The 23,720-nt window shown below is 66.9% G+C and carries 22 protein-coding genes; 2 read left to right on the top strand and 20 right to left on the bottom strand.

Annotation, left to right across the window (positions count from 1 at the left end):
- Nucleotides 1–25: 25 nt before the first annotated feature.
- From ACUDCK_RS01825 to ACUDCK_RS01760, 14 genes are all read right to left on the bottom strand, one after another.
- A complete protein-coding gene (locus ACUDCK_RS01825; protein WP_175167221.1) occupies nucleotides 26–2,131 on the bottom strand; it encodes a primosomal protein N' in 2,106 nt (701 codons plus the stop codon).
- Nucleotides 2,132–2,501: 370 nt separating this feature from the next.
- Nucleotides 2,502–3,575, bottom strand: a complete 1,074-nt coding sequence (gene hemE / locus ACUDCK_RS01820) for a uroporphyrinogen decarboxylase (protein ID WP_054503612.1) — start codon at nucleotides 3,573–3,575, stop codon at nucleotides 2,502–2,504.
- Nucleotides 3,576–3,675: 100 nt separating this feature from the next.
- On the bottom strand, nucleotides 3,676–4,470 hold the full coding sequence (locus tag ACUDCK_RS01815; RefSeq protein ID WP_155755621.1) for a hypothetical protein: 795 nt from the start codon (nucleotides 4,468–4,470) through the stop codon (nucleotides 3,676–3,678).
- A gap of 196 nt (nucleotides 4,471–4,666) precedes the next feature.
- Nucleotides 4,667–5,092: a F0F1 ATP synthase subunit epsilon gene (locus ACUDCK_RS01810; RefSeq protein ID WP_049070837.1), complete on the bottom strand. Its 426-nt coding sequence runs from the start codon at nucleotides 5,090–5,092 to the stop codon at nucleotides 4,667–4,669.
- A 9-nt stretch (nucleotides 5,093–5,101) separates the two neighbouring features.
- Nucleotides 5,102–6,502, bottom strand: coding sequence for a F0F1 ATP synthase subunit beta (gene atpD / locus ACUDCK_RS01805; RefSeq protein ID WP_006386768.1), 1,401 nt, complete (start codon nucleotides 6,500–6,502; stop codon nucleotides 5,102–5,104).
- 43 nt (nucleotides 6,503–6,545) lie between these two features.
- Nucleotides 6,546–7,451: a F0F1 ATP synthase subunit gamma gene (atpG, locus tag ACUDCK_RS01800; protein WP_006386767.1), complete on the bottom strand. Its 906-nt coding sequence runs from the start codon at nucleotides 7,449–7,451 to the stop codon at nucleotides 6,546–6,548.
- A gap of 99 nt (nucleotides 7,452–7,550) precedes the next feature.
- Nucleotides 7,551–9,092: a F0F1 ATP synthase subunit alpha gene (atpA, locus tag ACUDCK_RS01795; protein WP_049070835.1), complete on the bottom strand. Its 1,542-nt coding sequence runs from the start codon at nucleotides 9,090–9,092 to the stop codon at nucleotides 7,551–7,553.
- 31 nt (nucleotides 9,093–9,123) lie between these two features.
- Nucleotides 9,124–9,663 (bottom strand): F0F1 ATP synthase subunit delta, encoded by a 540-nt coding sequence (locus ACUDCK_RS01790; RefSeq protein ID WP_049070834.1) that lies wholly within the window; start codon nucleotides 9,661–9,663, stop codon nucleotides 9,124–9,126.
- Nucleotides 9,664–9,675: 12 nt separating this feature from the next.
- A complete protein-coding gene (locus ACUDCK_RS01785) occupies nucleotides 9,676–10,146 on the bottom strand; it encodes a F0F1 ATP synthase subunit B (RefSeq protein ID WP_006227275.1) in 471 nt (156 codons plus the stop codon).
- A 142-nt stretch (nucleotides 10,147–10,288) separates the two neighbouring features.
- On the bottom strand, nucleotides 10,289–10,531 hold the full coding sequence (gene atpE / locus ACUDCK_RS01780; RefSeq protein WP_003815363.1) for a F0F1 ATP synthase subunit C: 243 nt from the start codon (nucleotides 10,529–10,531) through the stop codon (nucleotides 10,289–10,291).
- Between the two features lie 118 nt (nucleotides 10,532–10,649).
- Nucleotides 10,650–11,531: a F0F1 ATP synthase subunit A gene (atpB, locus tag ACUDCK_RS01775; RefSeq protein WP_006386764.1), complete on the bottom strand. Its 882-nt coding sequence runs from the start codon at nucleotides 11,529–11,531 to the stop codon at nucleotides 10,650–10,652.
- A gap of 86 nt (nucleotides 11,532–11,617) precedes the next feature.
- Nucleotides 11,618–12,031, bottom strand: a complete 414-nt coding sequence (locus tag ACUDCK_RS01770; protein ID WP_054503772.1) for an ATP synthase subunit I — start codon at nucleotides 12,029–12,031, stop codon at nucleotides 11,618–11,620.
- A 460-nt stretch (nucleotides 12,032–12,491) separates the two neighbouring features.
- Nucleotides 12,492–14,054: a DUF1254 domain-containing protein gene (locus ACUDCK_RS01765; RefSeq protein ID WP_116793184.1), complete on the bottom strand. Its 1,563-nt coding sequence runs from the start codon at nucleotides 14,052–14,054 to the stop codon at nucleotides 12,492–12,494.
- 292 nt (nucleotides 14,055–14,346) lie between these two features.
- Nucleotides 14,347–15,123: an enoyl-CoA hydratase gene (locus tag ACUDCK_RS01760; RefSeq protein ID WP_049070829.1), complete on the bottom strand. Its 777-nt coding sequence runs from the start codon at nucleotides 15,121–15,123 to the stop codon at nucleotides 14,347–14,349.
- 39 nt (nucleotides 15,124–15,162) lie between these two features.
- Here ACUDCK_RS01760 and ACUDCK_RS01755 point away from each other — a divergent pair, with 39 nt between their 5' ends.
- Nucleotides 15,163–16,938 carry a M61 family metallopeptidase gene (locus ACUDCK_RS01755; RefSeq protein ID WP_175167222.1) on the top strand — a complete coding sequence of 592 codons (1,776 nt, stop codon included), beginning with the start codon at nucleotides 15,163–15,165 and terminating at the stop codon, nucleotides 16,936–16,938.
- 517 nt (nucleotides 16,939–17,455) lie between these two features.
- Here ACUDCK_RS01755 and ACUDCK_RS01750 read toward each other — a convergent pair.
- From ACUDCK_RS01750 to ACUDCK_RS01730, 5 genes are all read right to left on the bottom strand, one after another.
- On the bottom strand, nucleotides 17,456–18,448 hold the full coding sequence (locus tag ACUDCK_RS01750; RefSeq protein WP_064525943.1) for a tripartite tricarboxylate transporter substrate binding protein: 993 nt from the start codon (nucleotides 18,446–18,448) through the stop codon (nucleotides 17,456–17,458).
- 37 nt (nucleotides 18,449–18,485) lie between these two features.
- Nucleotides 18,486–19,190 carry a 3-oxoacid CoA-transferase subunit B gene (locus ACUDCK_RS01745; protein ID WP_175167223.1) on the bottom strand — a complete coding sequence of 235 codons (705 nt, stop codon included), beginning with the start codon at nucleotides 19,188–19,190 and terminating at the stop codon, nucleotides 18,486–18,488.
- 1 nt (nucleotide 19,191) lies between these two features.
- Nucleotides 19,192–19,857, bottom strand: a complete 666-nt coding sequence (locus ACUDCK_RS01740) for a 3-oxoacid CoA-transferase subunit A (protein ID WP_175167224.1) — start codon at nucleotides 19,855–19,857, stop codon at nucleotides 19,192–19,194.
- The gene (locus tag ACUDCK_RS01735) at nucleotides 19,858–20,826 is read right to left on the bottom strand and encodes a Bug family tripartite tricarboxylate transporter substrate binding protein (RefSeq protein ID WP_064525947.1); all 969 of its coding nucleotides are present in this window, start codon (nucleotides 20,824–20,826) and stop codon (nucleotides 19,858–19,860) included.
- A 123-nt stretch (nucleotides 20,827–20,949) separates the two neighbouring features.
- Nucleotides 20,950–21,840 carry a LysR substrate-binding domain-containing protein gene (locus tag ACUDCK_RS01730; protein WP_175167225.1) on the bottom strand — a complete coding sequence of 297 codons (891 nt, stop codon included), beginning with the start codon at nucleotides 21,838–21,840 and terminating at the stop codon, nucleotides 20,950–20,952.
- A gap of 126 nt (nucleotides 21,841–21,966) precedes the next feature.
- On the opposite strand from ACUDCK_RS01730, the gene ACUDCK_RS01725 reads away from it, so the two are divergent.
- Nucleotides 21,967–22,728, top strand: coding sequence for a maleate cis-trans isomerase family protein (locus ACUDCK_RS01725; RefSeq protein ID WP_049070818.1), 762 nt, complete (start codon nucleotides 21,967–21,969; stop codon nucleotides 22,726–22,728).
- Between the two features lie 55 nt (nucleotides 22,729–22,783).
- Here the strand turns inward: ACUDCK_RS01725 and ACUDCK_RS01720 are convergent, their stop codons facing one another.
- Nucleotides 22,784–23,710 (bottom strand): LysR family transcriptional regulator, encoded by a 927-nt coding sequence (locus ACUDCK_RS01720; RefSeq protein WP_175167226.1) that lies wholly within the window; start codon nucleotides 23,708–23,710, stop codon nucleotides 22,784–22,786.
- Nucleotides 23,711–23,720 lie beyond the last annotated feature (10 nt).

The raw sequence follows: 23,720 nt of genomic DNA, 5'->3' as shown, positions 1-23,720 counted from the left end.
TAAACGGACGAATGCGCGGCGCCTGTCAGATTTCCAGCGGGTCGACCTCCAACTGCCAGCGCACCCGGGCCTCGTTGGCCAGGTACGGCAGGTGGTGCGACCACGACGCCAGGAAAGCCTGCAACGCCGGACGGCTGGTGCTTTCCACCAGCAACTGGGCGCGCTCGATGTTGGCCACCCGCACCACGCGCAGCGGCACCGGGTCGTACAGCATGATCGCGTCCAGCCCCGGGAAGTCGGCGGCCCACTCGCCTTCGGGCAGCGCGCGCGCCTGTTGCAGGAACGCCTGCGCCACCGCCAGCTCGCGCGCCTCGGCCGTCAACAGCGCCTGGTAGGCGAACGGCGGCAGGCCGGTGCTTTCGCGTTCCTGCAGCGCATGGCGCGCGAAGCCCGCGTAGTCATGGCGCAGCAGCGCCTGGTACACCGGCTGCTCGGGGTAGCCGGTCTGGATGATGACCTGGCCGCTGCCCTGGTGGCGGCCGGCGCGGCCGGCCACCTGCATCAATTGGGCGAACAGCCGTTCGGGCGCGCGGAAGTCGTGCGCGAACAGCGCCGAATCGGGATTGAGCACGCCGACCAGTCCGAGCCGCGCGAAGTCGTGGCCCTTGGACACCATCTGCGTGCCGACCAGGATGTCGACCTCGCCCGCGTGCACCGACGCGAACAGGGCCTCGGCGCTGCCCTTCTTGCGGGTGCTGTCGGCGTCGATGCGCAGGATGCGCGCCTCGGGGAACAGTTCGGCCAGGTGTTCCTCGACCCGCTGCGTGCCACGGCCCATCGGCGCCAGGTCCTGGTCGCCGCACTCCGGGCACGCGTGCGGCACCGGCGCCTGGTAGCCGCAGTGGTGGCATTGCAGGCGATGGCCGCGGCCGGCGGCGCGGTGCAGCACCGTGAACGCGGTGCAGCGCGGGCAATTGCTGACCCAGCCGCAGGACTGGCAATGCAGCACCGGCGCGTAGCCGCGGCGGTTCAGGAAGATCAGCGACTGTTCCTTGCGCGCCAGCCGTTCGCCAAGGGCCTCCAGCAACTGTGGCGACATGCCGTGCTTCATCTGCAGGCGGCGCGTGTCCACCAGCTTCATGGCCGGCAGCGAACTGGCGCGGGCGCGCGCCGGCAGCGCCAGCCGCAGGTAGCGGCCGCGCTCGGCATGCTGCCAGGTTTCCAGCGACGGCGTGGCCGAGCCTAGCACCACCGGGATGTCCAGGTCGTGCGCGCGCCACACCGCCAGATCGCGCGCGGAATAGCGCAGGCCGTCCTGCTGCTTGTACGAGGCGTCGTGTTCTTCGTCCACCACGATGAGGCCCAGCTCGCTCATGGGCGCGAAGATCGCCATGCGCGTGCCCAGCAGCATGCGCGCCTGGCCACGCTGCGCCCGTGCCCAGGCCTGCAAGCGCTCGCCATCGGACAGGCCGCTGTGCAGCACCGCCAGGCCGTCCGGCCCGACCAGGCCTTCCAGGCGGGCGCGCAACGCGCCCTCCAGTTGCGGCGTCAGGTTGATTTCCGGCACCAGCAGCAGCACCTGGCGGCCGGCGGCCAGCACTTTCTCGGCGGCGCGCAGGTAGACCTCGGTCTTGCCGCTACCGGTCACGCCGTACAGCAGCACCGGCTTGAACTTGGTGAGTCCGGCGATGGTGTCCACGGCCTCGCGTTGCGCATCGTTCAGTTCGGGTGGCTGGTCGGCCTCGGCCGGGTTGCGGACCGCCTTGCGCTTGCGTCCGTCCAGCCGCGCCACCGGACCACCGGCCGAGCGCTTGCCCTGATAGGCGGTCGGCTTGCGCAGCGGCGGCGGCAACGTCGGCAGCATCACCTCGCCCAGCGGCCGCTGGTAATACTCGGCGGCGAAACGCGCCAGGCGCAGCCAGGCCTCGTCGAAGGGCGGCAGGTCGCGCAGCACTTCCTCGATCGGCTTGATCTGCTTCGGCTCATAGGACGGCTCTGCCGGGTTGTCCACCACCACGCCGATCAACTTGCGGCGCCCGAACGGCACGATCACCCGCAGGCCCGCCCCCACGGGTTCGTGGTGCCGGTAGTCGAACGGGCCGGGCAGCGGCACGTCGAGTGCAACGCGCACCCAGCAGACCACCGCAGGCGCGGCCGGCATGGATTCGACCAGCGCGAAGTCTTCAGACATGGAGAAGGGAACGGAACATGAACGGAACTGGCCCGAAAGGCGCGATGACGGTGGCTGGAAGAGCGGACCGGGCCGGCGCCCGGACCAGAGAGGATTGTCGCCGCAATCCCTGCCGGGATTCCAGCCCCGCCTGTGGATAACTTTGGGGAAAAGGCGAGAGCAACGTCAGAAATTGGAATAAGGCAAGATTGCATCAACTCTTGCAACCCTGTTGAAAACCCATTTTATTCCATTAAAAACATCGACTTAAGCAAACTTCCAAGATTGTAAAATAGCTTCCAGAGGGTTTTCCCCGAGTCTGATCTTGCTGTGCACAACTGCGATCGGGGGGCCTCGATGTCCGGCCCTGCGGGCCGAAGCGTTCACTCACTTACCCTCTGAGCGAACGGCTGTGACGGTGGACTTCGTCGACCAATTCGGCTACCGCTTCGGGCGGCGTGAAGCGCGAAATGCCATGGCCGAGATTGAAGACATGGCCGCCCTTGCCCACCGGGCCGAAGGCGTCGAGCACGCGGCGCGCTTCGGCGCGGATGGCCTCGGCGCCGCCAAACAGCGCCATGGGATCGAGGTTGCCCTGGAACGCGACCGAATCGCCGGTGCGGCGCCGCGCCGCGGCCAGGTCCACCGTCCAGTCCAGGCCGACGGCGTCGCAGCCGCAAGCGGCGATGTCCTCGAGCCACTGGCCGCCGCCCTTGGTGAAAACGATGGCGGGCACGCGGCGGCCTTCGTGTTCACGGGTCAGGCCGGCCACGACCTTGCGGGTGTAGGCCAGCGAAAACTGCTGGAACAGGCCGTCGGCCAGCACGCCGCCCCAACTGTCGAACAACATCACGGCCTGCGCGCCCGCGGCGATCTGTGCGTTCAGGTACTGAAGCGTCGCCTCGGCGTTGATTTCCAGGATTCGATGCAGCAGGTCGGGCCGCGCATACAGCATGGTCTTGATCAGGCGATAGTCATCGCTGCCCTGCCCTTCGACCATGTAGCAGGCGATGGTCCAGGGGCTGCCCGCAAAGCCGATCAGTGGCACCTTGCCGCCCAGGTCGCGGCGGATCGTGCTGACGGCATCGAACACATAGCGCAGCCTGTCCATGTCGGGCACGGCCAGGCGCGCCACGTCTTCCTCGGTGCGCACCGGCCGGGCGAAGCGCGGGCCCTCGCCTTCGGCAAAGTCCAGGCCCAGGCCCATGGCGTGTGGCACGGTCAGGATGTCCGAGAACAGGATGGCCGCGTCCAGATCGAAACGCTCCAGCGGCTGCAGCGTGACTTCCGAGGCGTAGTCCGGGTTCTGAGCCAGGCCCATGAAGGAACCGGCCCGGGCCCGCGTCTGGCGGTATTCGGGCAGGTAGCGGCCCGCCTGGCGCATCAGCCAGATCGGGGTGTAGGGCACGGGCTCGCGCAACAGCGCGCGCAAGAACACATCGTTCTTCAAGACGGAAGCAGACACGACTATCCTCGATGATCGGAAGCCGTGATTTTACTGCCCCAAGCTGACAGGGCATGGCGGCGGCGCGGACGGCATTTGCCGGCGCGCAAACCGGGCAAATTCAGCCGGCGTCGCCAACCCCTTCGGCCTGCATCGCGGCCTGGCGCCGATACGGCGCGGCATCGATGCCGTGCTTGCGCATCAGCGCCCAGAACGCCCGCCGATGCTTGCTGGAAGCGCGCGCGGCGCGCGCCACGTTGCCATGATGACGCGACAGCGCCAGGCGGATGTAGTCGGACTCGAACCCATCAACCACCCGCGCCTTGGCCTGCCGGAAGGCCTCCTGGGTGTCGCGGCGGGGTTGGTAACGCAACCCCGCCAGCCCCTGCTGCAACACCTGCCGCGGCACTGGCGGCCGGGTGCATGGCTTGCCGGCCGACAGCGCACCGCCCGCGGCATACGCCGCCTCGGGTTCCCGCAAGCCCTCGGCCAACAGGGGCGAGCGCCGGGCCAGCCGCCCCAACCGCACGCGCAGGCTTTCGAGGCAATATGGCGCGGCCAGGAAATCCGATGCGCCCAACCGCAGCAGATCCTCGATGGCGGGCGCGGTCATGTCGTGCACGAACAGCAGGATGGGCGTGGCCAGCGCGCCGGCGGCCTGCTGCAGCGACATGCGGGTCCAGGCCAGCGATGCCGGCGCGACCGGCAGGATGCAGTGATCGTAGCGCCGCAGGCCGACGGCCAGCCCCGCCAGCGCATGGATGTCGGGGCCGCCCGACGCGCCACCGGGCGTGCGCAATGGCACCAGGTGCAGGCGCACCCGCGCCAGCCGGGGCTGGTCGCGCGCGACCCAGTGGCCCATGGTGATTTCGTGGCCCGGGGCGAGCAGCACCCCGCAATCCATGGCTTCTCGCATGCAATCCCTCCTGGCTTGTGTTCCAAAGATTGCAGGCTACCGTTGCAGAACACGCCCGGCCATTCGTAGTGAGCGCAAGCGGGACTGCGGTCGACCGAGGGAAGCCGCCGCCGAACGAGCACGAAAGGCGGGCATGAAAAAAGCGGCCCAGGGCCGCTTTTTCCGGATCCGGGGCGAACCCCGGCAGGTCGTGCGCTCAGTGCGAGCGACCGCCTTGACGCAGCTTGCGCGCGGCGACGGCTTGCGCCGCCAGCATCGCCAGCTCGGCTTCGACAACCGCGATGTCGGCCTTGTCCTTGGCGTTGGCCAGGGCCTCTTCGGCGCGCTTGCGCGCTTCCAGGGCACGGGCCTCGTCCAGGTCGGCGGCACGGATGGCCGTGTCGGCCAGGACCGTCACGCTGCCCGGCTGCACTTCCAGGATGCCCCCGGCGACGAAGATGTTTTCCTCGCCTTGGTCGGCACGAACGATCTTGACCGTCCCGGGGCGTATGCGCGAAATCAGCGGGGTGTGACCGGGCAGAATGCCCAGCTCACCCGCCTCGCCAGGCAGCACCACGAACTTCGCCTCACCGGAGAAGATCGCTTCCTCTGCGCTGACGACATCCACATGCAGGGTAGCCATATCGGTTCCTTATTGCAGTTTCTTGGCCTTCTCGAAGGCCTCGTCGATCGAGCCGACCATGTAGAAGGCCTGTTCCGGCAGCGCATCGCACTCGCCGTTCACGATCATCTTGAAACCACGGATGGTTTCGGCCAGCGGCACGTACTTGCCGGGCGAACCGGTGAACACTTCGGCCACGTGGAACGGCTGCGACAGGAAACGCTGGATCTTACGGGCGCGGGCCACGGCCTGCTTGTCTTCCGGCGACAGTTCGTCCATGCCCAGAATCGCGATGATGTCGCGCAGTTCCTTGTAGCGCTGCAGCGTCTGCTGCACGCCACGGGCCACGGCGTAGTGCTCTTCGCCGACGACTTGCGGGTCGAGCTGGCGGCTGGACGAATCCAGCGGATCCACGGCCGGGTAGATACCCAGGGCGGCGATGTCACGCGACAGCACGACGGTCGAGTCCAAGTGCTGGAAGGTGGTGGCGGGCGACGGGTCGGTCAAGTCGTCAGCGGGCACGTACACGGCCTGGATCGAGGTGATCGAGCCGGTCTTGGTGGACGTGATGCGCTCTTGCAGCTTGCCCATTTCTTCGGCCAGCGTGGGCTGGTAGCCCACCGCCGACGGCATACGGCCCAGCAGTGCCGACACTTCGGTACCGGCCAGGGTGTAGCGGTAGATGTTGTCCACGAAGAACAGGATGTCGCGGCCTTCGTCGCGGAACTTCTCGGCCATCGTCAGGCCGGTCAGCGCCACGCGCAGACGGTTGCCCGGGGGTTCGTTCATCTGACCGAACACCATGGCGACCTTGTCCAGAACGTTCGACTCTTCCATTTCGTGGTAGAAGTCGTTGCCTTCACGGGTACGCTCACCCACGCCGGCGAACACCGACAAGCCGCTGTGCTGCTTGGCGATGTTGTTGATCAGTTCCATCATGTTGACGGTCTTGCCCACGCCAGCGCCGCCGAACAGGCCGACCTTGCCGCCCTTGGCGAACGGGCACACCAGGTCAATAACCTTGATGCCGGTTTCCAGCAGTTCCACCGACGGCGACAGCTCGTCGAAACGGGGAGCCGGTTGGTGGATGCCACGCTTTTCGTCGTGCTGGATTTCGCCAGCTTCGTCGATCGGGCGGCCCAGCACGTCCATGATGCGGCCGAGCGTGCCGGTGCCGACCGGCACCGAGATCGGGGCGCCGGTGCCGGCGACCTTCATGCCGCGGCGCAGGCCGTCGCTGGAGCCCAGGGCGATGGTACGCACCACGCCGTCACCCAGCTGTTGCTGCACTTCCAGCGTCAGACCCTTTTCGGCGAACGAGGAACCCTCGTCGACCAGAGTAAGCGCTTCGTAGATCTTGGGCATGTGATCGCGGGGGAACTGAATATCCACCACGGCGCCGATGCACTGAACGATGGTTCCGTTGCTCATGTCGATTCCTTGCTTGATAGCTTTTGACGGGATGCTGCCTGCCTCAGACGGCGGCAGCGCCCCCTACGATTTCCGAAATTTCCTTGGTGATCGCGGCCTGGCGGGTCTTGTTGTAGACCAGTTGCAGATCGCCGATGACCTTCTTGGCGTTGTCCGACGCCGCCTTCATGGCGACCATCCGGGCCGACTGCTCCGAAGCCATGTTCTCGGCCACGGCTTGGTACAGCAGGCCTTCCACGTAACGCTGCAGCAGGTCGTCGATCACGCTACGAGCGTCGGGTTCGTAGATGTAATCCCAGCTGTAATCCGATTTCACTTCCGAAGTCTTGGCCAGGCTTTCGGCGCCCGTCTGGTACGGATCTTCCAAACCGCTGGCCAGGGGCAGCAGACGCAGGAACAGCGGCTCCTGCTTCATCGTGTTGACGAAGCGGGTCGAAGCCACGTACAGCGCGTCGATGCGGCCTTCCAGGTAGGCGTCCAGCTGCACCTTGATCGCGCCCAGCAGGCGATCCAGTTGCGGCTTGTCGCCCAGTTGCACTTCCTGGGAAACCAGCTTGGCGCCGATACGGGACAGCACGCCCACGCCCTTGTTGCCGAAAGCGGTCGCTTGAACGGCGATGCCGTTTTTCTCGAACTCTTTCAGCTTCGACAGCACCACGCGGGTGATGTTGGTGTTCAAGCCGCCGCACAGACCCTTGTCCGTCGTCACCATGACCACGCCGACCGCCTTGACTTCGCGCTCGACCAGGTACGGGTGGCTGTACTCGGGGTTGGCCTGCATCAGGTGCGCGGCGATCTCGCGCACCTTGGTGGCGTACGGACGGCCCGCGCGCATCCGCTCCTGCGCCTTGCGCATCTTGGATGCGGCGACCATTTCCATCGCCTTGGTGATCTTGCGCGTGTTTTGCACGCTCTTGATCTTGGTTCGGATTTCCTTAATTCCGGGCATTGCGCTTTCCTGTGAAGACTGGCCGATGGGTTGGCGCTTGCGCCTCAACCATCCGATAAGGATGGGTGAGGCGCAGCTGACGCCTAACCCATCACTTTCTTAAAAAGCACCGTGCTTCTTGAATTCCTGGATGGCGGCGGCGAGTTCGCTTTCGTCATCCTTGGACAGTTCCTTGGTGTCTTCGACGCGCTGGATCAGGGCCGCGTGCTTGGCCTTGAGCTGGTCCTTCAGCGCCTTTTCGAACGACAGCACCTGGGCCACGTCCACGTCATCCAGGTAGCCGTTGTTGACCGTGTACAGCGTGACGGCCAGTTCCCACACTTGCAGCGGCTGGTATTGCGGCTGCTTGAGCAGTTCGACCACGCGCTTGCCGCGCTCGAGCTGGCGACGGGTGGCGTCGTCCAGGTCCGAGGCGAACTGCGCGAAGGCGGCCAGTTCACGGTACTGCGCCAGGTCGGTACGGATACCGCCGGACAGCTTCTTGACGACCTTGGTCTGGGCGGCACCGCCCACGCGCGACACCGAGATACCGGCGTTGATGGCGGGACGCACACCGGCGTTGAACAGGTCGGTTTCCAGGAAGATCTGGCCGTCGGTGATCGAGATCACGTTGGTCGGAACGAAGGCCGACACGTCGCCCGCCTGGGTTTCGATGATCGGCAGCGCGGTCAACGAGCCGGTCTTGCCCTTGACGGCGCCACCGGTGAACTTCTCGACGTAGTCTTCGTTCACGCGAGCGGCACGCTCGAGCAGGCGCGAGTGCAGGTAGAACACGTCGCCCGGGTAGGCTTCGCGGCCCGGCGGACGGCGCAGCAGCAGCGAGACCTGGCGGTAGGCCCAGGCTTGCTTGGTCAGGTCGTCATAGACGATCAGGGCGTCTTCGCCGCGATCGCGGAAGTATTCGCCCATCGTGCAGCCGGCGTAGGCGGCCAGGTACTGCATGGCGGCGGAGTCCGAAGCCGAGGCGGCCACGACGATGGTGTATTCCATCGCGCCGTGCTCTTCCAGCTTGCGCACCACGTTGTTGATCGTCGAAGCCTTCTGGCCGATGGCGACGTACACGCAGGTGACGCCCTTGCCCTTCTGGCTGATGATGGTGTCGACGGCCACGGCGGTCTTGCCGGTCTGGCGGTCGCCAATGATCAGTTCGCGCTGGCCGCGGCCGATGGGAACCATCGAGTCGATAGCCTTGATGCCGGTTTGCAGCGGCTGCGACACCGAGCGGCGGGCGATAACGCCGGGGGCCACTTTTTCGATGATGTCGGTGGCCTTGGCGTTCACGGGGCCCTTGCCGTCGATCGGCTCGCCCAGCGTGTTGACCACGCGGCCTTTCAGCTCGGGGCCGACCGGCACTTCCAGAATGCGGCCGGTCGTCTTGACCGCGTCGCCTTCGGACACGCCGGTGTAGTCACCGAGAATAACGGCGCCGACGGAATCACGCTCGAGGTTGAGCGCCAGACCGAAGACGTTGTTGGGGAATTCGAGCATTTCGCCCTGCATCACGTCGGACAGGCCGTGGATGCGGGTAATACCGTCGGTCACGGACACGACGGTGCCCTGAGTACGGACATCAGCCGAAGCGCCCAGGCCCTCGATGCGGCTCTTGAGCAGTTCGCTGATCTCGGAGGGATTGAGTTGCATATTGACTCCTGGAATCCTGTTAGTGCTGCCTTTAAGCGGCGAGCGTATCGCGCATGCGGGCCAATTGGGCTTGTACGGAAGTATCGAGCACCTGGTCCCCGACGGCCACGCGCACGCCGCCGATCAACGACTGGTCGACGGTGACGACGGGCTTGAGCTTCAGGCCGAATTTCTTCTCGAGGGCAACGACCAGTTCTTGGACCTGGGCGTCGCTCAGCTCGAACGCGCTGGTGATTTCCGCCTGCGCCGTGCCGTCGTGACGGTTCCGCAGCACCACGAATTGCGTGGCGATCTCGGGCAGCAGCAGCAACCGGTCGTTTTCGACCAGCAGCTCGATGAAATTGCGGGCGGCCTGGGGCAGTTCGGCCTTCACCAGGCCGGTAAACAGCTCGACGCGCTGCTTGTCGCCCAGACGCGGATCGGCCATGGCCTCGCGCACGTCGGGGTTGGAGGCGACCTGCGACAGCTCGCTGACCAGGTCGGCCCAAGCCTGCAGGCCGGCCTTGTCGTCGCGCGCGGCGGCGAACAAGGCTTCGGCGTAGGGCCTGGCAACAGTGGAAAGTTCAGCCATGACGGTCCCGGATTAAAGCTGCGCGCGGAGCTGGTTCAGCAGCTCGGCGTGGGCGCGGGCGTCAACCTCGCGCTTGAGGATCTGTTCAGCACCCTTGACGGCCAGCGCGGCGACGTCGTCGCGCAGCGAATCACGGGCGCGCTGGACTTCCTGCGCGGCATCCTGTGCAGCTTGCGCCACGATGCGGGCACGCTCGGCTTCCGCTTCACGGCGGGCCTGCTCGATCAGGGAGGCGGCTTGCTTCTCGGCCTCGATGATGCGGGCGTGGTTTTCGGACTTGGCAGAAGCCTCGATCAGACTGACACGCGCCTGGGCCTGGGCCAGATCGGCCTTGCCCTTCTCCGCGGCGGCAAGGCCGTCGGCGATTTTTTGGCGGCGCTCGTCCATCGCCTTCGTCAGAGGAGGCCACACGAATTTCATCGTGAACCAGCCCAGAACGAAGAACACGAGCATCTGGAAAATGATCGTCGCGTTCAGATTCACGGTCGTTCCTTTAACACCTTGCGGCTCCGACGGCGCCCGGGACGGGCAACGCGGAGCACTCGATACTTTGCCGGTCGGCGACGGGGCTCAGGCCCGCATCGCCGCCAGCGTCATGACCCGCCTTTTCGCCGGCGGGCGTGCCTTAGCCGACGAACGGGTTGGCGAAGGCGAACAGCATGGCGATACCCACGCCGATCAGGAATGCCGCGTCGATCAGGCCAGCCAGCAGGAACATCTTGGTTTGCAGAGCGTTCATCAGTTCAGGCTGACGAGCCGAAGCTTCCAGGTATTTGCCGCCCATCAGTGCGATGCCGATGCAAGCGCCGATAGCGCCCAGACCGATGATAAGACCGCAAGCGAGAGCAACGAAAGCGACGTTGGTCATGACAACTCCTTGGTTAGAAATCTGAAGTCAAAAAAATAAAAGATTGGGGTACTGCTCAATGCAAGAGGATCTTGCTATCCAGCGCCGGCCCGGAGGCCGACGCCGGAAATTCGGGGGATCAGTGGCCTTCGTGCGCCTGGCCGAGGTACACCAGGGTCAGCATCATGAAGATGAAGGCCTGGAGCAACACGATCAGGATGTGGAAGATGGCCCAGATCGAGCCGGCCAGCACGTGGCCGATTCCCAAGCCGATGCTGGCGCCGTTGAAACCGGTCCAGGCACCGCCCAAGAGGGCGATCAGCATGAAAATCAATTCGCCGGCGAACATGTTGCCGAACAACCGCATGCCCAGCGACACGGACTTGGCGGCGTATTCGATCAGGTTCAGCAGCAGGTTGAACGGCGCCAGGACGAGCGCGCCCAGGCCATGCGCGTGGAACGGCGCGGTGAACAGTTCCTTGACGAAGCCGCCCGGGTGCTTGATCTTGATGCCGTAGTAGAACATCAGCAGCAGCACGCCCAGCGACATGCCCATCGGCACGTTCAGGTCGGCGGTCGGCAGCACGCGGTGGTAGTAGAGGGGGTCGCCGTGGTGCGCGCCCAGGCCGGTCAGGCGCCAGATCGACGGCATCAGGTCGACGGGCAGCAGGTCCAGCGCGTTCATCAGGATGATCCAGAGGAACACGGTGAGGGCGAGCGGAGCGATGAAGAGGCGGCTCTTGGCATTGTGGACGATGCCCTTGGCCTGGTCGTCGACCATGTCGACGATCATTTCCACGAAGGCCTGGAAGCGGCCCGGAACGCCGGCGGTCGCGCGGCGGGCGGCGCGCCACAGGAAGAAGATGACGATCAGGCCCGTCAGGCCGGACCAGAACAACGAGTCGTAGTTGATGATGTCAAACTGAGCAATTGCAGTCTGTTTTTCGCCCGTATTGTTCAGGTGCACCAGGTGGTGCTGAATATAAGCGGACTGAGGCGACACGTCGCTGGCAGCAGCCATTTGAATCCTACCCTATTTGCTGTATGCCCGAGCCCTTGCGAGCCGGACGATTCCACGATTCCGTTTGCCGTAACCTACCCGGCGCGCTATGACAACTTGCGGAACATCAAAAGCAGGAGATATCCCTTCAGCGTGAGTATCAAGCCCAGCAGCGCGGCGGGCCAGACGAGACTGTCCTGCGCCACACGCGAAAGCAGCCACAACAGCAACGCCGTTGCGAACAACTTGATCAACTCACCAGAGAGAAAGGTAAAGGGACTGGCCTTACCGGCCCGAACACTGACAGCCAGGCGCAATGCGAACAACGCATTGGGTATGAAATACGCTCCTGCCCCCGCCAGCGCCGACCAACCTGCCGCCGCCCCTCCGACAAACCCCGCTATTACTGCTGCTGCGAGCCCCATGGCGCCTTGCGCCGCCAGTGCCAACAAGAGTCCGCGGCCAGCCTGCGCATTCAGCGCCGCGCGGTCCGCGTCGCTGAGAACCAGCACCCGGTCCACCGGATCCTGATCCGCCAGAACCTGGCGTGCCTCGCCCTGTTGCGCAAGGGGCTGATTCAACCCACAGGATGCATCCCGGGTTTTCTCATCCCAACCGCGCGCAGGTTCGTGCCGCACTGTGTTCTGCTGCATCAAACTTCCCCGCTTAAAGCCTCATACCGCAAGCCTTGCCCCTGTCAGAACCCTGGCGAAATCCCTGCCATGTGTTCTTATCCCGCAAGCGTCAAACCCGCAGAGTATAGCGTGATTCTTTTTACCCGAGCAAATGAACTTTCGGCGGTTTGTAAGGCGGCAACAGCGTCCGCCGAGTCGCCCGCGACGTGAAAAATTGGGGACGCGAAATCGGAGAGCCCTTGCATGCGCCAAGGCTCGCGCGGACCTCGGGCGGGCAAATAAAAACGGCCCCTCGCGGGGCCGTTGGTCGCGTCTCGGCGGCGAGGGCCGCGCCGCGTCGGATCGGTCAGTCGCGCTTGACCGGCGGCGGCGCCCACTGGCCGTCGAGCGCGACATCCTGCGGCCAGTACAGGCGCATGCTCAGCAGGAACTGGCCGTCGGCGGCGGGCGTCGCCAACCAGTTGGCGCGCTTGCGCTCGCCCGGATCGCGGCGCTGGATGTAGATGTCCAGGGAGCCGTCGGCGTTGTACTTCAGGCCGTCGGTGCTGCGCAGCGCATAGCGGTTGGCCGGGTTGTCGGCGAAGCCGTGCTTGTCGTTATAGACATGCAGCGACCAGAAGGCGTTGGCCGGCGGCAACTGGCCCTTCTCGAAATGCAGCACGTAGTCCTCGTTCGAGTTGAGCGGGCGGCCCTTGCTGTCGGCCACCGTGACCGGATAGAGCACGTCCTCGGCGGTCGGCGCGCCCAGGCCGGCATAGGCGATGGCGGCGCGGCGCGTGTAGTCGGTGCCATAGGTGCCGATGCCGGTGAGCACGGTGTTCCAGCCGTTCATCGGCGTGGCCAGGCGCGACACGCCATCGGCGATGCGGCGGCCGGCCAGCGGCTGCGCCTCGGTCAGCGCCTGTTGCACCGCGGGGCTCAAGCGGCCATACGAGAACGGTTGGCGGGCGTCCAGACCGATGCGGCGCATGCGGTCCAGAATCGGCGTGTCGTTGGCATGCGGCGGATTGTTGCGCATGACGTCGAAGAACAGCGTGAAGAACGACGCCGCATCCAGGCCCGCGGCCTGCTCGGCCGGCGTGCCCTCGCCCACCGTCACCGGGGTGGACATTGGCATCGGCACGTCGCTGCCGATCGGGGCCGTGCCTACGCCCGGACCTGTCTGCGGATACGGCGTGGCGCTGCCAGGACCGCGATGGCGGCCGGGCACCGGCGCCACCGGCGTCACCATGGGGCTGGCCGACATGTTGGCCTGGATCTGGTTGACCGCGGCGTAGTCCTGCGGACCGCCGGTCTGGGTCCAGCCGATCAGCCAGCCGGTCGAGGTGGGGCTGCGGATCACGTCCACGCCCGGCGGCGGCACACCGTCCCAATGGGGACCGACGATGGCGAACGATTGCGCGCCCTGGCCATTGGTGCGCGTGCCGCGCGAGGCGAACACGTCGCTCCACATATCCAGCGCCGAGAGCACGGTGTAGCGGTTGCCGGTGTCGGGCAGGCGCACGATCAGCGGTGCGCGCGAGACATCGAACCACAGGCTCGAATACAGCGCGTCGGCGCTGGGCCAGGGCGTGTCGGCGGCGCGCGGATCGGGGAAGGCGGCCTTGTGGCCGAACTGGTTGACGGGCGCCTTGCCTTCGAGCGGCGACTGCACCGCGGTGGCCTTGCGGCGCGCCAGCTCCATCACCACCATCGGATAGGCGTAGACATAGGCGTCGATCGCGATGTCGCGCAGTTCCTGCGCGCTCATCTGCGGCGCGGGCGCGTTGGCGGCGGGATACGGCGTTTCCGATACCAGCCGCAGCGTCGGCTGCGGCGATTGCGCTTGCGTAGCGGTCATGAAGCAGGCGCTGAGGGCGCCCGCGAGCACGGCGGCTGACCACCGGCGGTTGAAGGGGGAAGTACGCATGCAAGGCTCCTTGTTGCTATTGTTTGCAGACGAGCCGCCGCGCTTGGGGCTTACCAGTTCGGGCAAGCCTCTCTGGCGCGACATCTCGTTTTCAGAGTGACGCCTTTTCAGGATAGGGCCGATCACTGCAACAAGGTGCTGTCCAAAAGTTTCAAGGCGCAACGCGCCAACCCGACCGCGCAGGCATGAAAAACGCGCCCGGAAAGGGCGCGCACGGGAAAACAGGGCCGGACGTCGGGGCCACGCGCCCGGGATACCCGGCCCGGGCGCAGCCGGGCCGGCGTAACAAGGCTTAACGGTGTTTGAAGTCCGGTTTGCGCTTTTCGGTGAAGGCGGCCATGCCTTCCTTCTGGTCCTCGGTCGCGAACAGCGAATGGAAGACGCGGCGCTCGAACAGCAGGCCTTCGTTGAGCGAACCTTCGAAGGCGCGGTTGACGCATTCCTTGGCCATCATGACCGAGGGCAGCGACATCGAGGCGATCACGGTGGCGGCCTCCAGGGCTTCGTCCATCAGCTTGTCGGCCGGCACCACGCGCGACACCAGGCCGGCGCGCTCGGCTTCCTCGGCGCCCATCATGCGGGCGGTCAGGGCCATGTCCATGGCCTTGGCCTTGCCCACCGCACGCGGCAGGCGCTGGGTGCCGCCGGCGCCCGGAATGACGCCTAGCTTGATCTCGGGCTGGCCGAACTTGGCCGTGTCGGCGGCGATGATGATGTCGCACATCATGGCCAGTTCGCAGCCGCCGCCGAGCGCGTAGCCGGCGACCGCGGCGATCACGGGCTTGCGGATGCGCTTCAGAGTTTCCCAGTTGCGGGTGATGTATTCGCTGCCGTACACATCCATGTACGACCAGTCTTTCATGGCGCCGATGTCGGCGCCCGCGGCAAAGGCCTTTTCGCTGCCGGTGATGACCACGGCGCCGATGTCCGCGTCCGCCTCGAAAGCCAGCAGCGCCGCCCCGAGCTCGTTCATCAGTTGATCGTTGAGCGCGTTGAGCGCCTTGGGGCGGTTCAGCGTCAGCAGACCGACGCGGCCGCGGGTTTCGACCAGCACAAACGACTCGCTCATTACCTGTCTCCAGAGGATGGGATGAAATAAGATATACGCATGGAAAAAACCGATGCTTTCCCCATACTTTACCGCCTCGCGCCCCACGACCCCGCGGGGCACCGCTACCGGATAACCCTAACCATCCAGGCGCCCTCGCCGGACGGCCAGCGCCTGTCGCTGCCGGCCTGGATTCCGGGCAGCTACCTGATCCGCGATTTTTCGCGCCAGATCGAGTCGCTGACGGCCCATTGCGGCAATCGCCGCGTGGCTGTCGACAAAATAGACAATCACACCTGGCAGGCCGCGCCCTGCGACGGCCCGCTGCGGGTCGAGTACACGGTTTACGCCTGGGACCTGTCGGTGCGCGGCGCGCACCTGGACGAAACCCACGGTTTCTTCAACGGCACCAGCGTGTTCCTGCGCGTGCATGGACAGGACCACCTGCCCTGCCTGGTGGACCTGGCGCCGCCGCGCGGCATCGACGGCTGGAAGGTCTACACCAGCCTGCCCGAGGCCCGCGGCCACACGGGCGCGGCGCGCCGCCATGGCTTCGGCCTGTACCTGGCGCCGGACTACGACGCGCTGATCGATCATCCCGTTGAAATGGGCACGCCGCAGGTGGCGAGCTTCACGGCGCATGGCGCCGAGCACGAACTGGTGTTCACGGGCGTGGCGCCCAACCTGGACCTGGCCCGCATCACCGACGACGTGCGCAGGATCTGCGAAACCCAGATCGCCTTTTTCGAACCGCGCGGCAAGCGCGCGCCCTTCCTGGACAGCAGCGACCGCTATGTCTTCATGACGATGGTGACGGGCGACGGCTACGGCGGCCTGGAACACCGCGCCAGCACGGCGTTGATGACGGCGCGCAAGGACCTGCCGGTGCTGGGCCAGCAGGGCCAGGGCGAAGGCTATCGCGGCTTCCTGGGGCTGGTCAGCCACGAGTATTTCCATACCTGGAACGTCAAGCGCATCAAGCCGCAGGCGTTCGTGCCGTACGACCTGGCGCAGCCGGACCTGACGCGGCTGTTGTGGGTGTTCGAGGGGTTCACGTCCTACTACGACGATCTGCTGCTGCTGCGCTCCAACGTCATCACGCAGAACGATTACCTGCGCCTGCTGGCCAAGACCATCACCAGCGTGGCGCGCACGCCGGGGCGGCACAAGCAGTCGGTGGCGGAAAGTTCGTTCGACGCGTGGACCCGCTATTACAAGCAGGACGAGAATTCGCCCAATGCGCTGGTGAGTTATTACACCAAGGGCGCGCTGGTGGCGCTGGGGCTGGATCTGCTGATCCGGCAAGAGTCGGCGGGCGCGCATTCGCTGGACGATGTGATGCGCCTGCTGTGGCAGCGGTACGGGCGCGATTTCTATCGCGGCAAGGCGCAGGGGCTGGCGGAGGATGGCCTGCCGGCGCTGATCAAGGAGGCGACCGGGGTGGATGCGCGGCGCTTCATCGCGCGGCATGCCTACGGGACGGCGGATGTGCCGCTGGCGGAGCTGCTGGCCGCTCAAGGCGTCAAGCTGCAATGGAAAGCCTCGGTCAATATTCCTTCGCTGGATGTGCGCACGCGCAAGCAGGGGGATTCACTGGTGCTGGCGACCGTGCTGGAAGGCGGCGCCGGGCACAGGGGCGGGCTGTCGGCCGGGGATGGGCTGGTGGCGATCGATGGCTTGAAGGTCGAAGGAGCCTCCGGTGTGGAGGTGCTGCTGGGACAGTACCGGGCGGGGGATCGCGTGAGCGTGCATGTGTTCAGGCGGGATGAGTTGCGGGTGTTTCAGGTTCGTTTGAATGGGCCTGAGGCGCTGGATTGTGTGTTGTCGGTTGGGTGAGTATTTTTTTGAGGGCCTTCTTTATTGGAAGGCTCTTTTTGCATTGGGGCGGTGGGGTTCTTTAGGCGCGTGTGGCGGGGCAGGCGGGGGAGGGCGGGGCTACGATTGCGGTCCGGAGCCTTCGCTCCGGACTGCCCCTGCGTCAACCTCGTACGCCTTCGGCTCCCTTCGGTTTCCCTTGGGCGCATCTACACGCCCCGCCCTCCCCCGCCTGCCCCGCCACACGCTCGCGTTGAGACTTAACGGCCGTTGCTGGGGCGGGCTGTTTGCTTGGCTTTTTTGCCGTCTAGGTGTGGGGTGGGGAGGGTCTTGCGGGGCCCGCCGCAAGCGGCCGCGCGGGCGGCCTTTTGCGGCTTACGCGGTGTCTTGCGTCGCGATGAGGGCGCTGTCGCGTATGCGAGGATTTGCGTCTTGCGCGAGCGTTTTCTCGGGTATGCGGGTCTTGAGGGGGCTGTCTCGCTTGAACCTACAGTGACTTTTCCGGTTGCACACGGTGGGCGCGAAGCGCCCTGCCGGGTCAGTTCAACTTCGCGCCGGAGACTTCGACGGCTTGTTTCCAGGTGTCGAGTTCCTTGTTGATGTGGTCGGCGAAGGCGGCGGGGGTGGAGCCTACGGTTTCGTAGCCGTAGCTGTTTAGCTGGGCCTTCAGGTCGGGGGTGTTGATGGCGGCGGCGATGGCGGTGCTGAGGGTGTCGAGGACGGCGGGTGGCGTGTTGGCGGGGGCCAGGATGCCGTACCAGCCGTTGACGACGAAGCCGGGGACGGCTTCGGCGACGGTGGGGACGTTGGGCAGCAAGGGGGAGCGGTGCTCGCCGGTGACGGCCAGGGCCTTGAGCTTGCCGGACTGGACCTGGGGCAGCGAGGTGGAGATGCTGTCGAACATCAGGGAGACCTCGCCGCCCAATAGGGCGACGACGGCGGGGCCGCTGCCTTTGTAGGGGACGTGCAGCATGTCGGCGCCGGTGCGGTGCTTGAAGATCTCGGCGGCCAGGTGGCTGGTGTTGCCGTTGCCGGCGGAGGCGAAGCTGAGCTTGCCGGGATGCTGCCTGGCGTAGGCGATGAGTTCAGGGATGTTGTTCGCCGGCGTGGACAGCGGGGCCGAGACCAGCATGGGCAGGGTCGCGACCAGCGAGACCGGGGCGAAGTCGCGCCGGGTGTCGTAGGGCAGCGAGGGGTAGAGGCTGGGATTGATGGCGTGGGCGGCCAGGACCATCAGCAAGGTGTAGCCGTCCGGTTTGGCACGCGCCAGTTGCGAAGAGGCGATGGCGCCGCCGGCGCCCGGCTTGTACTCCAGCACCACGGGCTGGTTCCACTTCTTCTGCAAGGCCGCGCCGAGCGGGCGGGCCAGCATGTCGGCGCTGCCGCTGGGCGGGTACGGGATCAGCAGCGTAATCGGCTTGTCGGGATAGGCGCCGGCGGGTGCTGCCGCCGCGGGCTGTGCGCGGACGGTGGTCGCCGCGGCAAACAACAGGCTGGCGGTTGCCAGGACGGCTAGGACGGGACGGTGCATGGCGGACTCCGGGATGGCTCGGACAGGGCGGGTTGCGTCAGCCCCTGACGTAGCGCGGCGCGCCGGCGGCATCGAGCGCGAAGACCGATGGCGTATCGGTAAACCGCAAGGGCGCTTCGGTGGCGGCCTGCAGATCGTCGGCGCTGACGCCCCGCAGCATGGCGTGCACGCGCAGGCCGTCGGGCGTAACGTCGATCACGGCCAGGTCGGTGTAGATACGTGTGACGACGCGCGCGCCGGTCAGTGGGTAGCGGCATTGGCGCAGGATCTTGGGCGCGCCGTCGCGGCCGCGGTGTTCCATCATGGCCAGCACCTGGCGCGCGCCGACCGCCAGGTCCATGGCGCCGCCGACGGCCGGAATGGCGTCGGCGGCGTCGGTCTTCCAGTTGGCCAGGTCGCCGCGTTCCGAGACCTGGAAGGCGCCGAGCACGGCGTAGTCGAGATGGCCGCCGCGCATCATGGCGAACGACACGGTGTGTTCGGTGATGGAGGCGCCCGGCAGCAGCGTGATGGGCTGGCGGCTGGCGTTGATGAGGTCCGGATCGATGGCGTCTCCAGCCGCCGCGGGCCCCATGCCGGTGATGCCGTTCTCGCTGTGCAAGAGGATGTCCTTGTCGGGCGGCAGGTAGTCGCCCACCAGGGTCGGCATGCCGATGCCCAGGTTGACGACCGAGCCGTCGGGGATATCGCCGGCCAGCAGTTGCGCGACCTGCTGGCGGGTCATGGGGGTGATCGTCGGCATGTCAGGTCTCCACCCGCACCACGGTTTTCACGAACAGGCCGGGCGTCATGATGTGCTCGGGCGCGAAGGCGCCCAGCGGCACGACCTCGTCGACCTGGGCGATGGCATGGCCGGCGGCCATGCACATCACGGGGTTGAAATTGCGCGCGGCGTGGCGGTACATCAGGTTGCCCCAGCGGTCGCCCTGGTGCGCGCGGATCAGCGCGTAGTCGCCGCGCAGCGGCTGTTCCAGCACGTAGCCGACGCCGCCGATCACCTCCTGGCGGCGTCCTTGCGCCAGCTCGGTGCCGTAGCCGGTGGGCGTGTAGAACGGCCCCAGGCCCGCGCCGGCCGCGCGCAGGCGTTCGGCCAGGGTGCCCTGCGGCACGCATTCCAGCTCCACCTCGCCGGCGCGGAAGGCGCGGGCGAAGGCTTCTGAATTGGGCGGGCGCGGATGCGAGCAGATGATCTTGCGCACCTGGCGGCGATTGAGCAGCGCGGCGATGCCGCGGTCGTGGGTGCCGGCGTTGTTCGCGATGAGGGTCAGGTCGCGCCGGCCCAGCTCGGCCAGGCAGTGCAGCAATTCGTATGGCACGCCGGCCTCGCCGAAGCCCCCCACCAGCACGCTGGCGCCGTCGGGAATGACGGCCACGGCATCCCTCATGCAAGCCTGAATCTTGTCGATCACTTATTGCTCCTGCGCGATGCCCGCGGCGTCCACGATCTGTTTCCAGCGCGTGCGTTCCTGGTCGATGAAGGCGGCGAACTCGGCTGGCGTGTTGCCGCCGGCCTGCCCGCCCATGGCACGAAAGCGCTCGGCGATGTCGGGGCTGCGCACCACGTCGCGGGTGGCGGCATAGAGCGTGTCGATGACGGTGGCGGGCGTGCCGGCCGGCGCCACCAGGCCGAACCAGGCGGTGACCACCATGTCGGGCACGCCGGCCTCGGCCATCGTCGGCACGTCGGGCAATTCCGCCAGGCGCCGCGCGCTGGTGACGGCCAGCGCGCGCAGCTTGCCCGACTGGATGTAAGGCATGGAGCTGGGCAGGTTGTCGATCATGAAGGTGAACTGCTGGCCCAGCAGCGCCGCCACCGCGGGGCCCGCGCCCTTGTAGGGCACGTGCGTGCCACCGATGCCGGCGCGCTGCTTGAACAGCTCGGCCGACAGGTGCGGCGACTGGCCGCTGCCCGAACTGCCGAACGACACCTTGCCCGGGTCCTTGCGAGCCAGCGCCAGCAGGTCGGCCACGCTGTGCGCGGGCGAGGCCTCGTTGACCACCAGCACGTTGGGCACGGAAATCACCAGCGTCACCGGCGCGAAGTCGGCCGGCTTGTAGGGCAGCGTCTTGTAGAGCGCGTAGTTGATGGCGTTGGGGCCGATGTTGCCCATCAGCACCGTGTAGCCGTCAGGCTTGGCGCGCGCCAGGGTCTGCGCGCCGATGATGCCGGCGGCGCCGGCGCGGTTCTCGACGATGACCTGCTGGCCCAGCTTCGTGGCCAGCTTGTCGGCGATCAGGCGCGCCGCGATGTCGGTGGTGCCGCCGGGCGAAGCCGGCACGATGAGGGTGATGGGCCGTTCGGGCCACGCCGCCAGGGCGGGACCCGCCATGGCGAGCGACAGCGCGCTGGCGGCCAGCCAGCGTTGCGGGTGCGGCATGCTTGTCTCCCTGCGTGATCCTGGTGCGAATCAACTTGTGCGGGAGAGTGTGGCCGCGCTGCCGCGAAATGCCTATTCCGGAATCTGGAGGAGCGGCTTCGCCTGCGCAAAAGAGCACGCGTCTCAGCGCGGCGGGCGCGCCGCGATCTGTCCCGCCGTGCGCAGGAACGCCTGCAGCGCGCGGTTGCCGTCGTCGCGCCGCGTGACTGCGTAGACCGTGCCGCTGCCGACCGCGGCCGGCAGCGCGCACACCGCGATGCGCGCGCCGAAATGGCCGCACGCAGAGCCCGGCACCAGGGCCACGCCCAGCCCGGCCGCCACCAGCGCCAACTGCGCCGGCACTTCGGCCACGCGCTGCGCCACCGACTGCGCCAGGCCGGCGCGGGCACAGGTATCGGCCAGCTCGCGGGCGAAGGCCGAGGTCTCGGTGCGCAGCATCACGAAAGCGTCCTGCCTGAGGTCGGCCAACGCCAGGCGCTTGCGCCCGGCCAGGCGGTGCCCGGGCGGCAGGGCCGCCACCACGGGATCGGGCCACAGCGCCAGCGATTGCAGTTCGTCGTCGTCCACGGCGGTGCGCGAGATGCTGACGTCGATCCGGTGGCCGCGCACCGCGTCCAACTGCGCGGCGGGATTCATTTCATTGAGCAGCACCGACACCTGCGGGTGGGTCTGCGCATGACGCGCGATCAGCGCCGGCACCGGCCCCAGGAAGTGCGAGCCGGACAGGCCGATCTCGACCCGCCCCGCCCTGCCCTGGTCGACGGCGCGCGCCCGCACCGTGGCGTCCTTGAGGCCGGCGAGCGTGGCGCGCACGTCGTTCAGGAACGCGGCGCCGGCCTCGGTCAGCGTCACCCGCCGGTTGGTGCGGTCGAACAGCCTGACCTCCAGCTCGCGCTCGAGCTGGGCGATCTGCAGGCTCAGCGGCGGCTGCGAAATGTGCAGCCGGGCGGCGGCGCGGGTGAAGTTGAGTTCTTCGGCCAGCACGGCGAAATAACGGAGTTGGCGGATTTCCATGGCGGCCAATGATTTGCGAAAGATATGAAACCAGACAAAAACTATATTGGAAACTATCGTTCGCGGCGAGCAGAATCGGCTTCTCGCGCCCTCCCGGGCGCTGACAACGCTTACCGGAGACCCGCCATGACCCAGTCGCCCCGCGTCCTGCGCATCGGCCAGATCGTTCCCAGTTCCAACACCACCATGGAAACGGAGATCCCCGCCATGCTGCGCCGGCGCGAGACCATCGCGCCCGAACGCTTCACCTTCCATTCCAGCCGCATGCGCATGAAGCAAGTGACGGCGGCCGAGCTGGCCTCGATGGATCGCGAGTCCGACCGCTGCGCGCAGGAACTGTCGGACGCGCGCGTCGACGTGCTGGGCTACGCCTGCCTGGTGGCCATCATGGCGCAGGGCCTGGGCTACCACCGCGCCTCGCAGGAACGGCTGCACCAGGCCACCGTGGACAACGGCGCGCCCGCGCCCATCGTCTCCAGCGCCGGCGCGCTGGTCGAGGGCCTGCACGCCATCGGCGCGCGCAAGGTCGCCATCCTGACGCCCTACATGAAGCCGCTGACCAAGCTGGTGGTGGACTACATCGAACACGAAGGCATCGAGGTGCACGACAGCCTGTCGCTGGAGATCGCCGACAACCTGAAGGTGGGCGCGCAGGACCCGCTGGCGCCCGCCAGCCATGTCGAACGCCTGGATACGCGCGGCGTCGACGCGGTGGTGCTGTCGGCCTGCGTGCAGATGCCGTCGCTGGCGTCGATCCAGCCGGTGCAGGACCGCCTGGGCCTGCCGGTTGTGACGGCCGCCGCGGCCACGGTCTATCGCATGCTCAAGGTGCTGGACCTGGAAACGCGCGTGCCCGACGCCGGCGAACTGCTGACCGGCAAGTACTGAGCGGCGTGGCCGCCACCTGCGCGACAGGCAGGGCAAGCGGCTTTCGGATGCGGGATCAGGGCTTGCGCTTTTTTGCCGGCGACACAGCCTGTCGAATGGCGGGCGCGTGCGCGCGCAACGTGTCCCACAAGCGCGTCATGACCGGCCCCTGCGGCCGGTCGGCGCGGCGCGCGGCCGCCAACGTCTCGGTGCTGCCCGGCAGGTGACGATTGGCCAGCGACCACAGGCGGCCATCGCGCAACTCGTCTTCCACCAGGAAGCGCGGCATGTGGCCCCAGCCCAGGCCCTGCAGGATGATCTCCTTCTTCATCAGTTGGTCGGCCACGGTGCACTGACGCGCCCCCTCCACCATGAAGTAATCGCGCGCCGGCGTGTGGCGGGCGGTGTCGCGCATGACGCATTGGGTGTAGTCGCGCAGGTGCTCGGGCCGCAACGCGCGCGGGGCCGACGGCAGATAGCCGGGTGCGGCCACCGGCACGAATGGCACGCTGCCCAGTTCCAGGCATTCGACGCGCGCCTCGCCCGGCTCCACGCGGTGCAGGATCAGGTCGGCATCGCCGTCCAGCAGCCGTTCCCACGGCCCGGTCACGGCCTCGAAGTGCAGGTTCAGGCGCGTGGCCGACCATTGCGCGAAGAACTGGCCCAACAGTCCCAGCAGCAGCGGGCGTGGACAGAAGTCGCCAATCACCACGTTCAACTCGCTTTCCTGGCCCATCGCCAGTTGTTCGGCGTGGGCGCGCAGGCCGGCCAGTTCGCGCAGCAGGCCCTGCGCGCGCAGATGGAACGAATGCCCCGCGGCGGTGGGCCGCACCCGGTAGCCGCTGCGGTCCAGCAGCGCCAGGTCCAATTGGCGTTCCAGCTTGGCCACGGCGGCGAATACCGCCGGGTGCGAGCGGTGCAGGGTCTCGGCGGCGGCCTGGAAGCCGCCGGCCCGCACCACCGCGTCAAAGCACTGCAGGTCGTGCAGGGTGAACTCGCTCATGTCAGGTTTT

The sequence above is a fragment of the Achromobacter sp. CF-sbj1-Ac2-l genome (assembly GCF_052698165.1).
The sequence above is the reverse complement of the archived record's forward strand: the minus strand, read 5'-3'. Positions and strand labels throughout refer to the sequence as shown.

What these genes read in the sequence shown, in the direction of transcription:
- ACUDCK_RS01825 (WP_175167221.1), bottom strand. Translation starts at nt 2,131, where the DNA reads ATGTCTGAAGACTTCGCGCTGGTCGAATCCATGCCGGCCGCGCCTGCG.
- ACUDCK_RS01815 (WP_155755621.1), bottom strand. Translation starts at nt 4,470, where the DNA reads ATGCGAGAAGCCATGGATTGCGGGGTGCTGCTCGCCCCGGGCCACGAA.
- ACUDCK_RS01810 (WP_049070837.1), bottom strand. Translation starts at nt 5,092, where the DNA reads ATGGCTACCCTGCATGTGGATGTCGTCAGCGCAGAGGAAGCGATCTTC.
- atpD (WP_006386768.1), bottom strand. Translation starts at nt 6,502, where the DNA reads ATGAGCAACGGAACCATCGTTCAGTGCATCGGCGCCGTGGTGGATATT.
- atpG (WP_006386767.1), bottom strand. Translation starts at nt 7,451, where the DNA reads ATGCCCGGAATTAAGGAAATCCGAACCAAGATCAAGAGCGTGCAAAAC.
- atpA (WP_049070835.1), bottom strand. Translation starts at nt 9,092, where the DNA reads ATGCAACTCAATCCCTCCGAGATCAGCGAACTGCTCAAGAGCCGCATC.
- ACUDCK_RS01790 (WP_049070834.1), bottom strand. Translation starts at nt 9,663, where the DNA reads ATGGCTGAACTTTCCACTGTTGCCAGGCCCTACGCCGAAGCCTTGTTC.
- atpE (WP_003815363.1), bottom strand. Translation starts at nt 10,531, where the DNA reads ATGACCAACGTCGCTTTCGTTGCTCTCGCTTGCGGTCTTATCATCGGT.
- atpB (WP_006386764.1), bottom strand. Translation starts at nt 11,531, where the DNA reads ATGGCTGCTGCCAGCGACGTGTCGCCTCAGTCCGCTTATATTCAGCAC.
- ACUDCK_RS01765 (WP_116793184.1), bottom strand. Translation starts at nt 14,054, where the DNA reads ATGCGTACTTCCCCCTTCAACCGCCGGTGGTCAGCCGCCGTGCTCGCG.
- ACUDCK_RS01760 (WP_049070829.1), bottom strand. Translation starts at nt 15,123, where the DNA reads ATGAGCGAGTCGTTTGTGCTGGTCGAAACCCGCGGCCGCGTCGGTCTG.
- ACUDCK_RS01755 (WP_175167222.1), top strand. Translation starts at nt 15,163, where the DNA reads ATGGAAAAAACCGATGCTTTCCCCATACTTTACCGCCTCGCGCCCCAC.
- ACUDCK_RS01750 (WP_064525943.1), bottom strand. Translation starts at nt 18,448, where the DNA reads ATGCACCGTCCCGTCCTAGCCGTCCTGGCAACCGCCAGCCTGTTGTTT.
- ACUDCK_RS01745 (WP_175167223.1), bottom strand. Translation starts at nt 19,190, where the DNA reads ATGCCGACGATCACCCCCATGACCCGCCAGCAGGTCGCGCAACTGCTG.
- ACUDCK_RS01735 (WP_064525947.1), bottom strand. Translation starts at nt 20,826, where the DNA reads ATGCCGCACCCGCAACGCTGGCTGGCCGCCAGCGCGCTGTCGCTCGCC.
- ACUDCK_RS01730 (WP_175167225.1), bottom strand. Translation starts at nt 21,840, where the DNA reads ATGGAAATCCGCCAACTCCGTTATTTCGCCGTGCTGGCCGAAGAACTC.
- ACUDCK_RS01725 (WP_049070818.1), top strand. Translation starts at nt 21,967, where the DNA reads ATGACCCAGTCGCCCCGCGTCCTGCGCATCGGCCAGATCGTTCCCAGT.
- ACUDCK_RS01720 (WP_175167226.1), bottom strand. Translation starts at nt 23,710, where the DNA reads ATGAGCGAGTTCACCCTGCACGACCTGCAGTGCTTTGACGCGGTGGTG.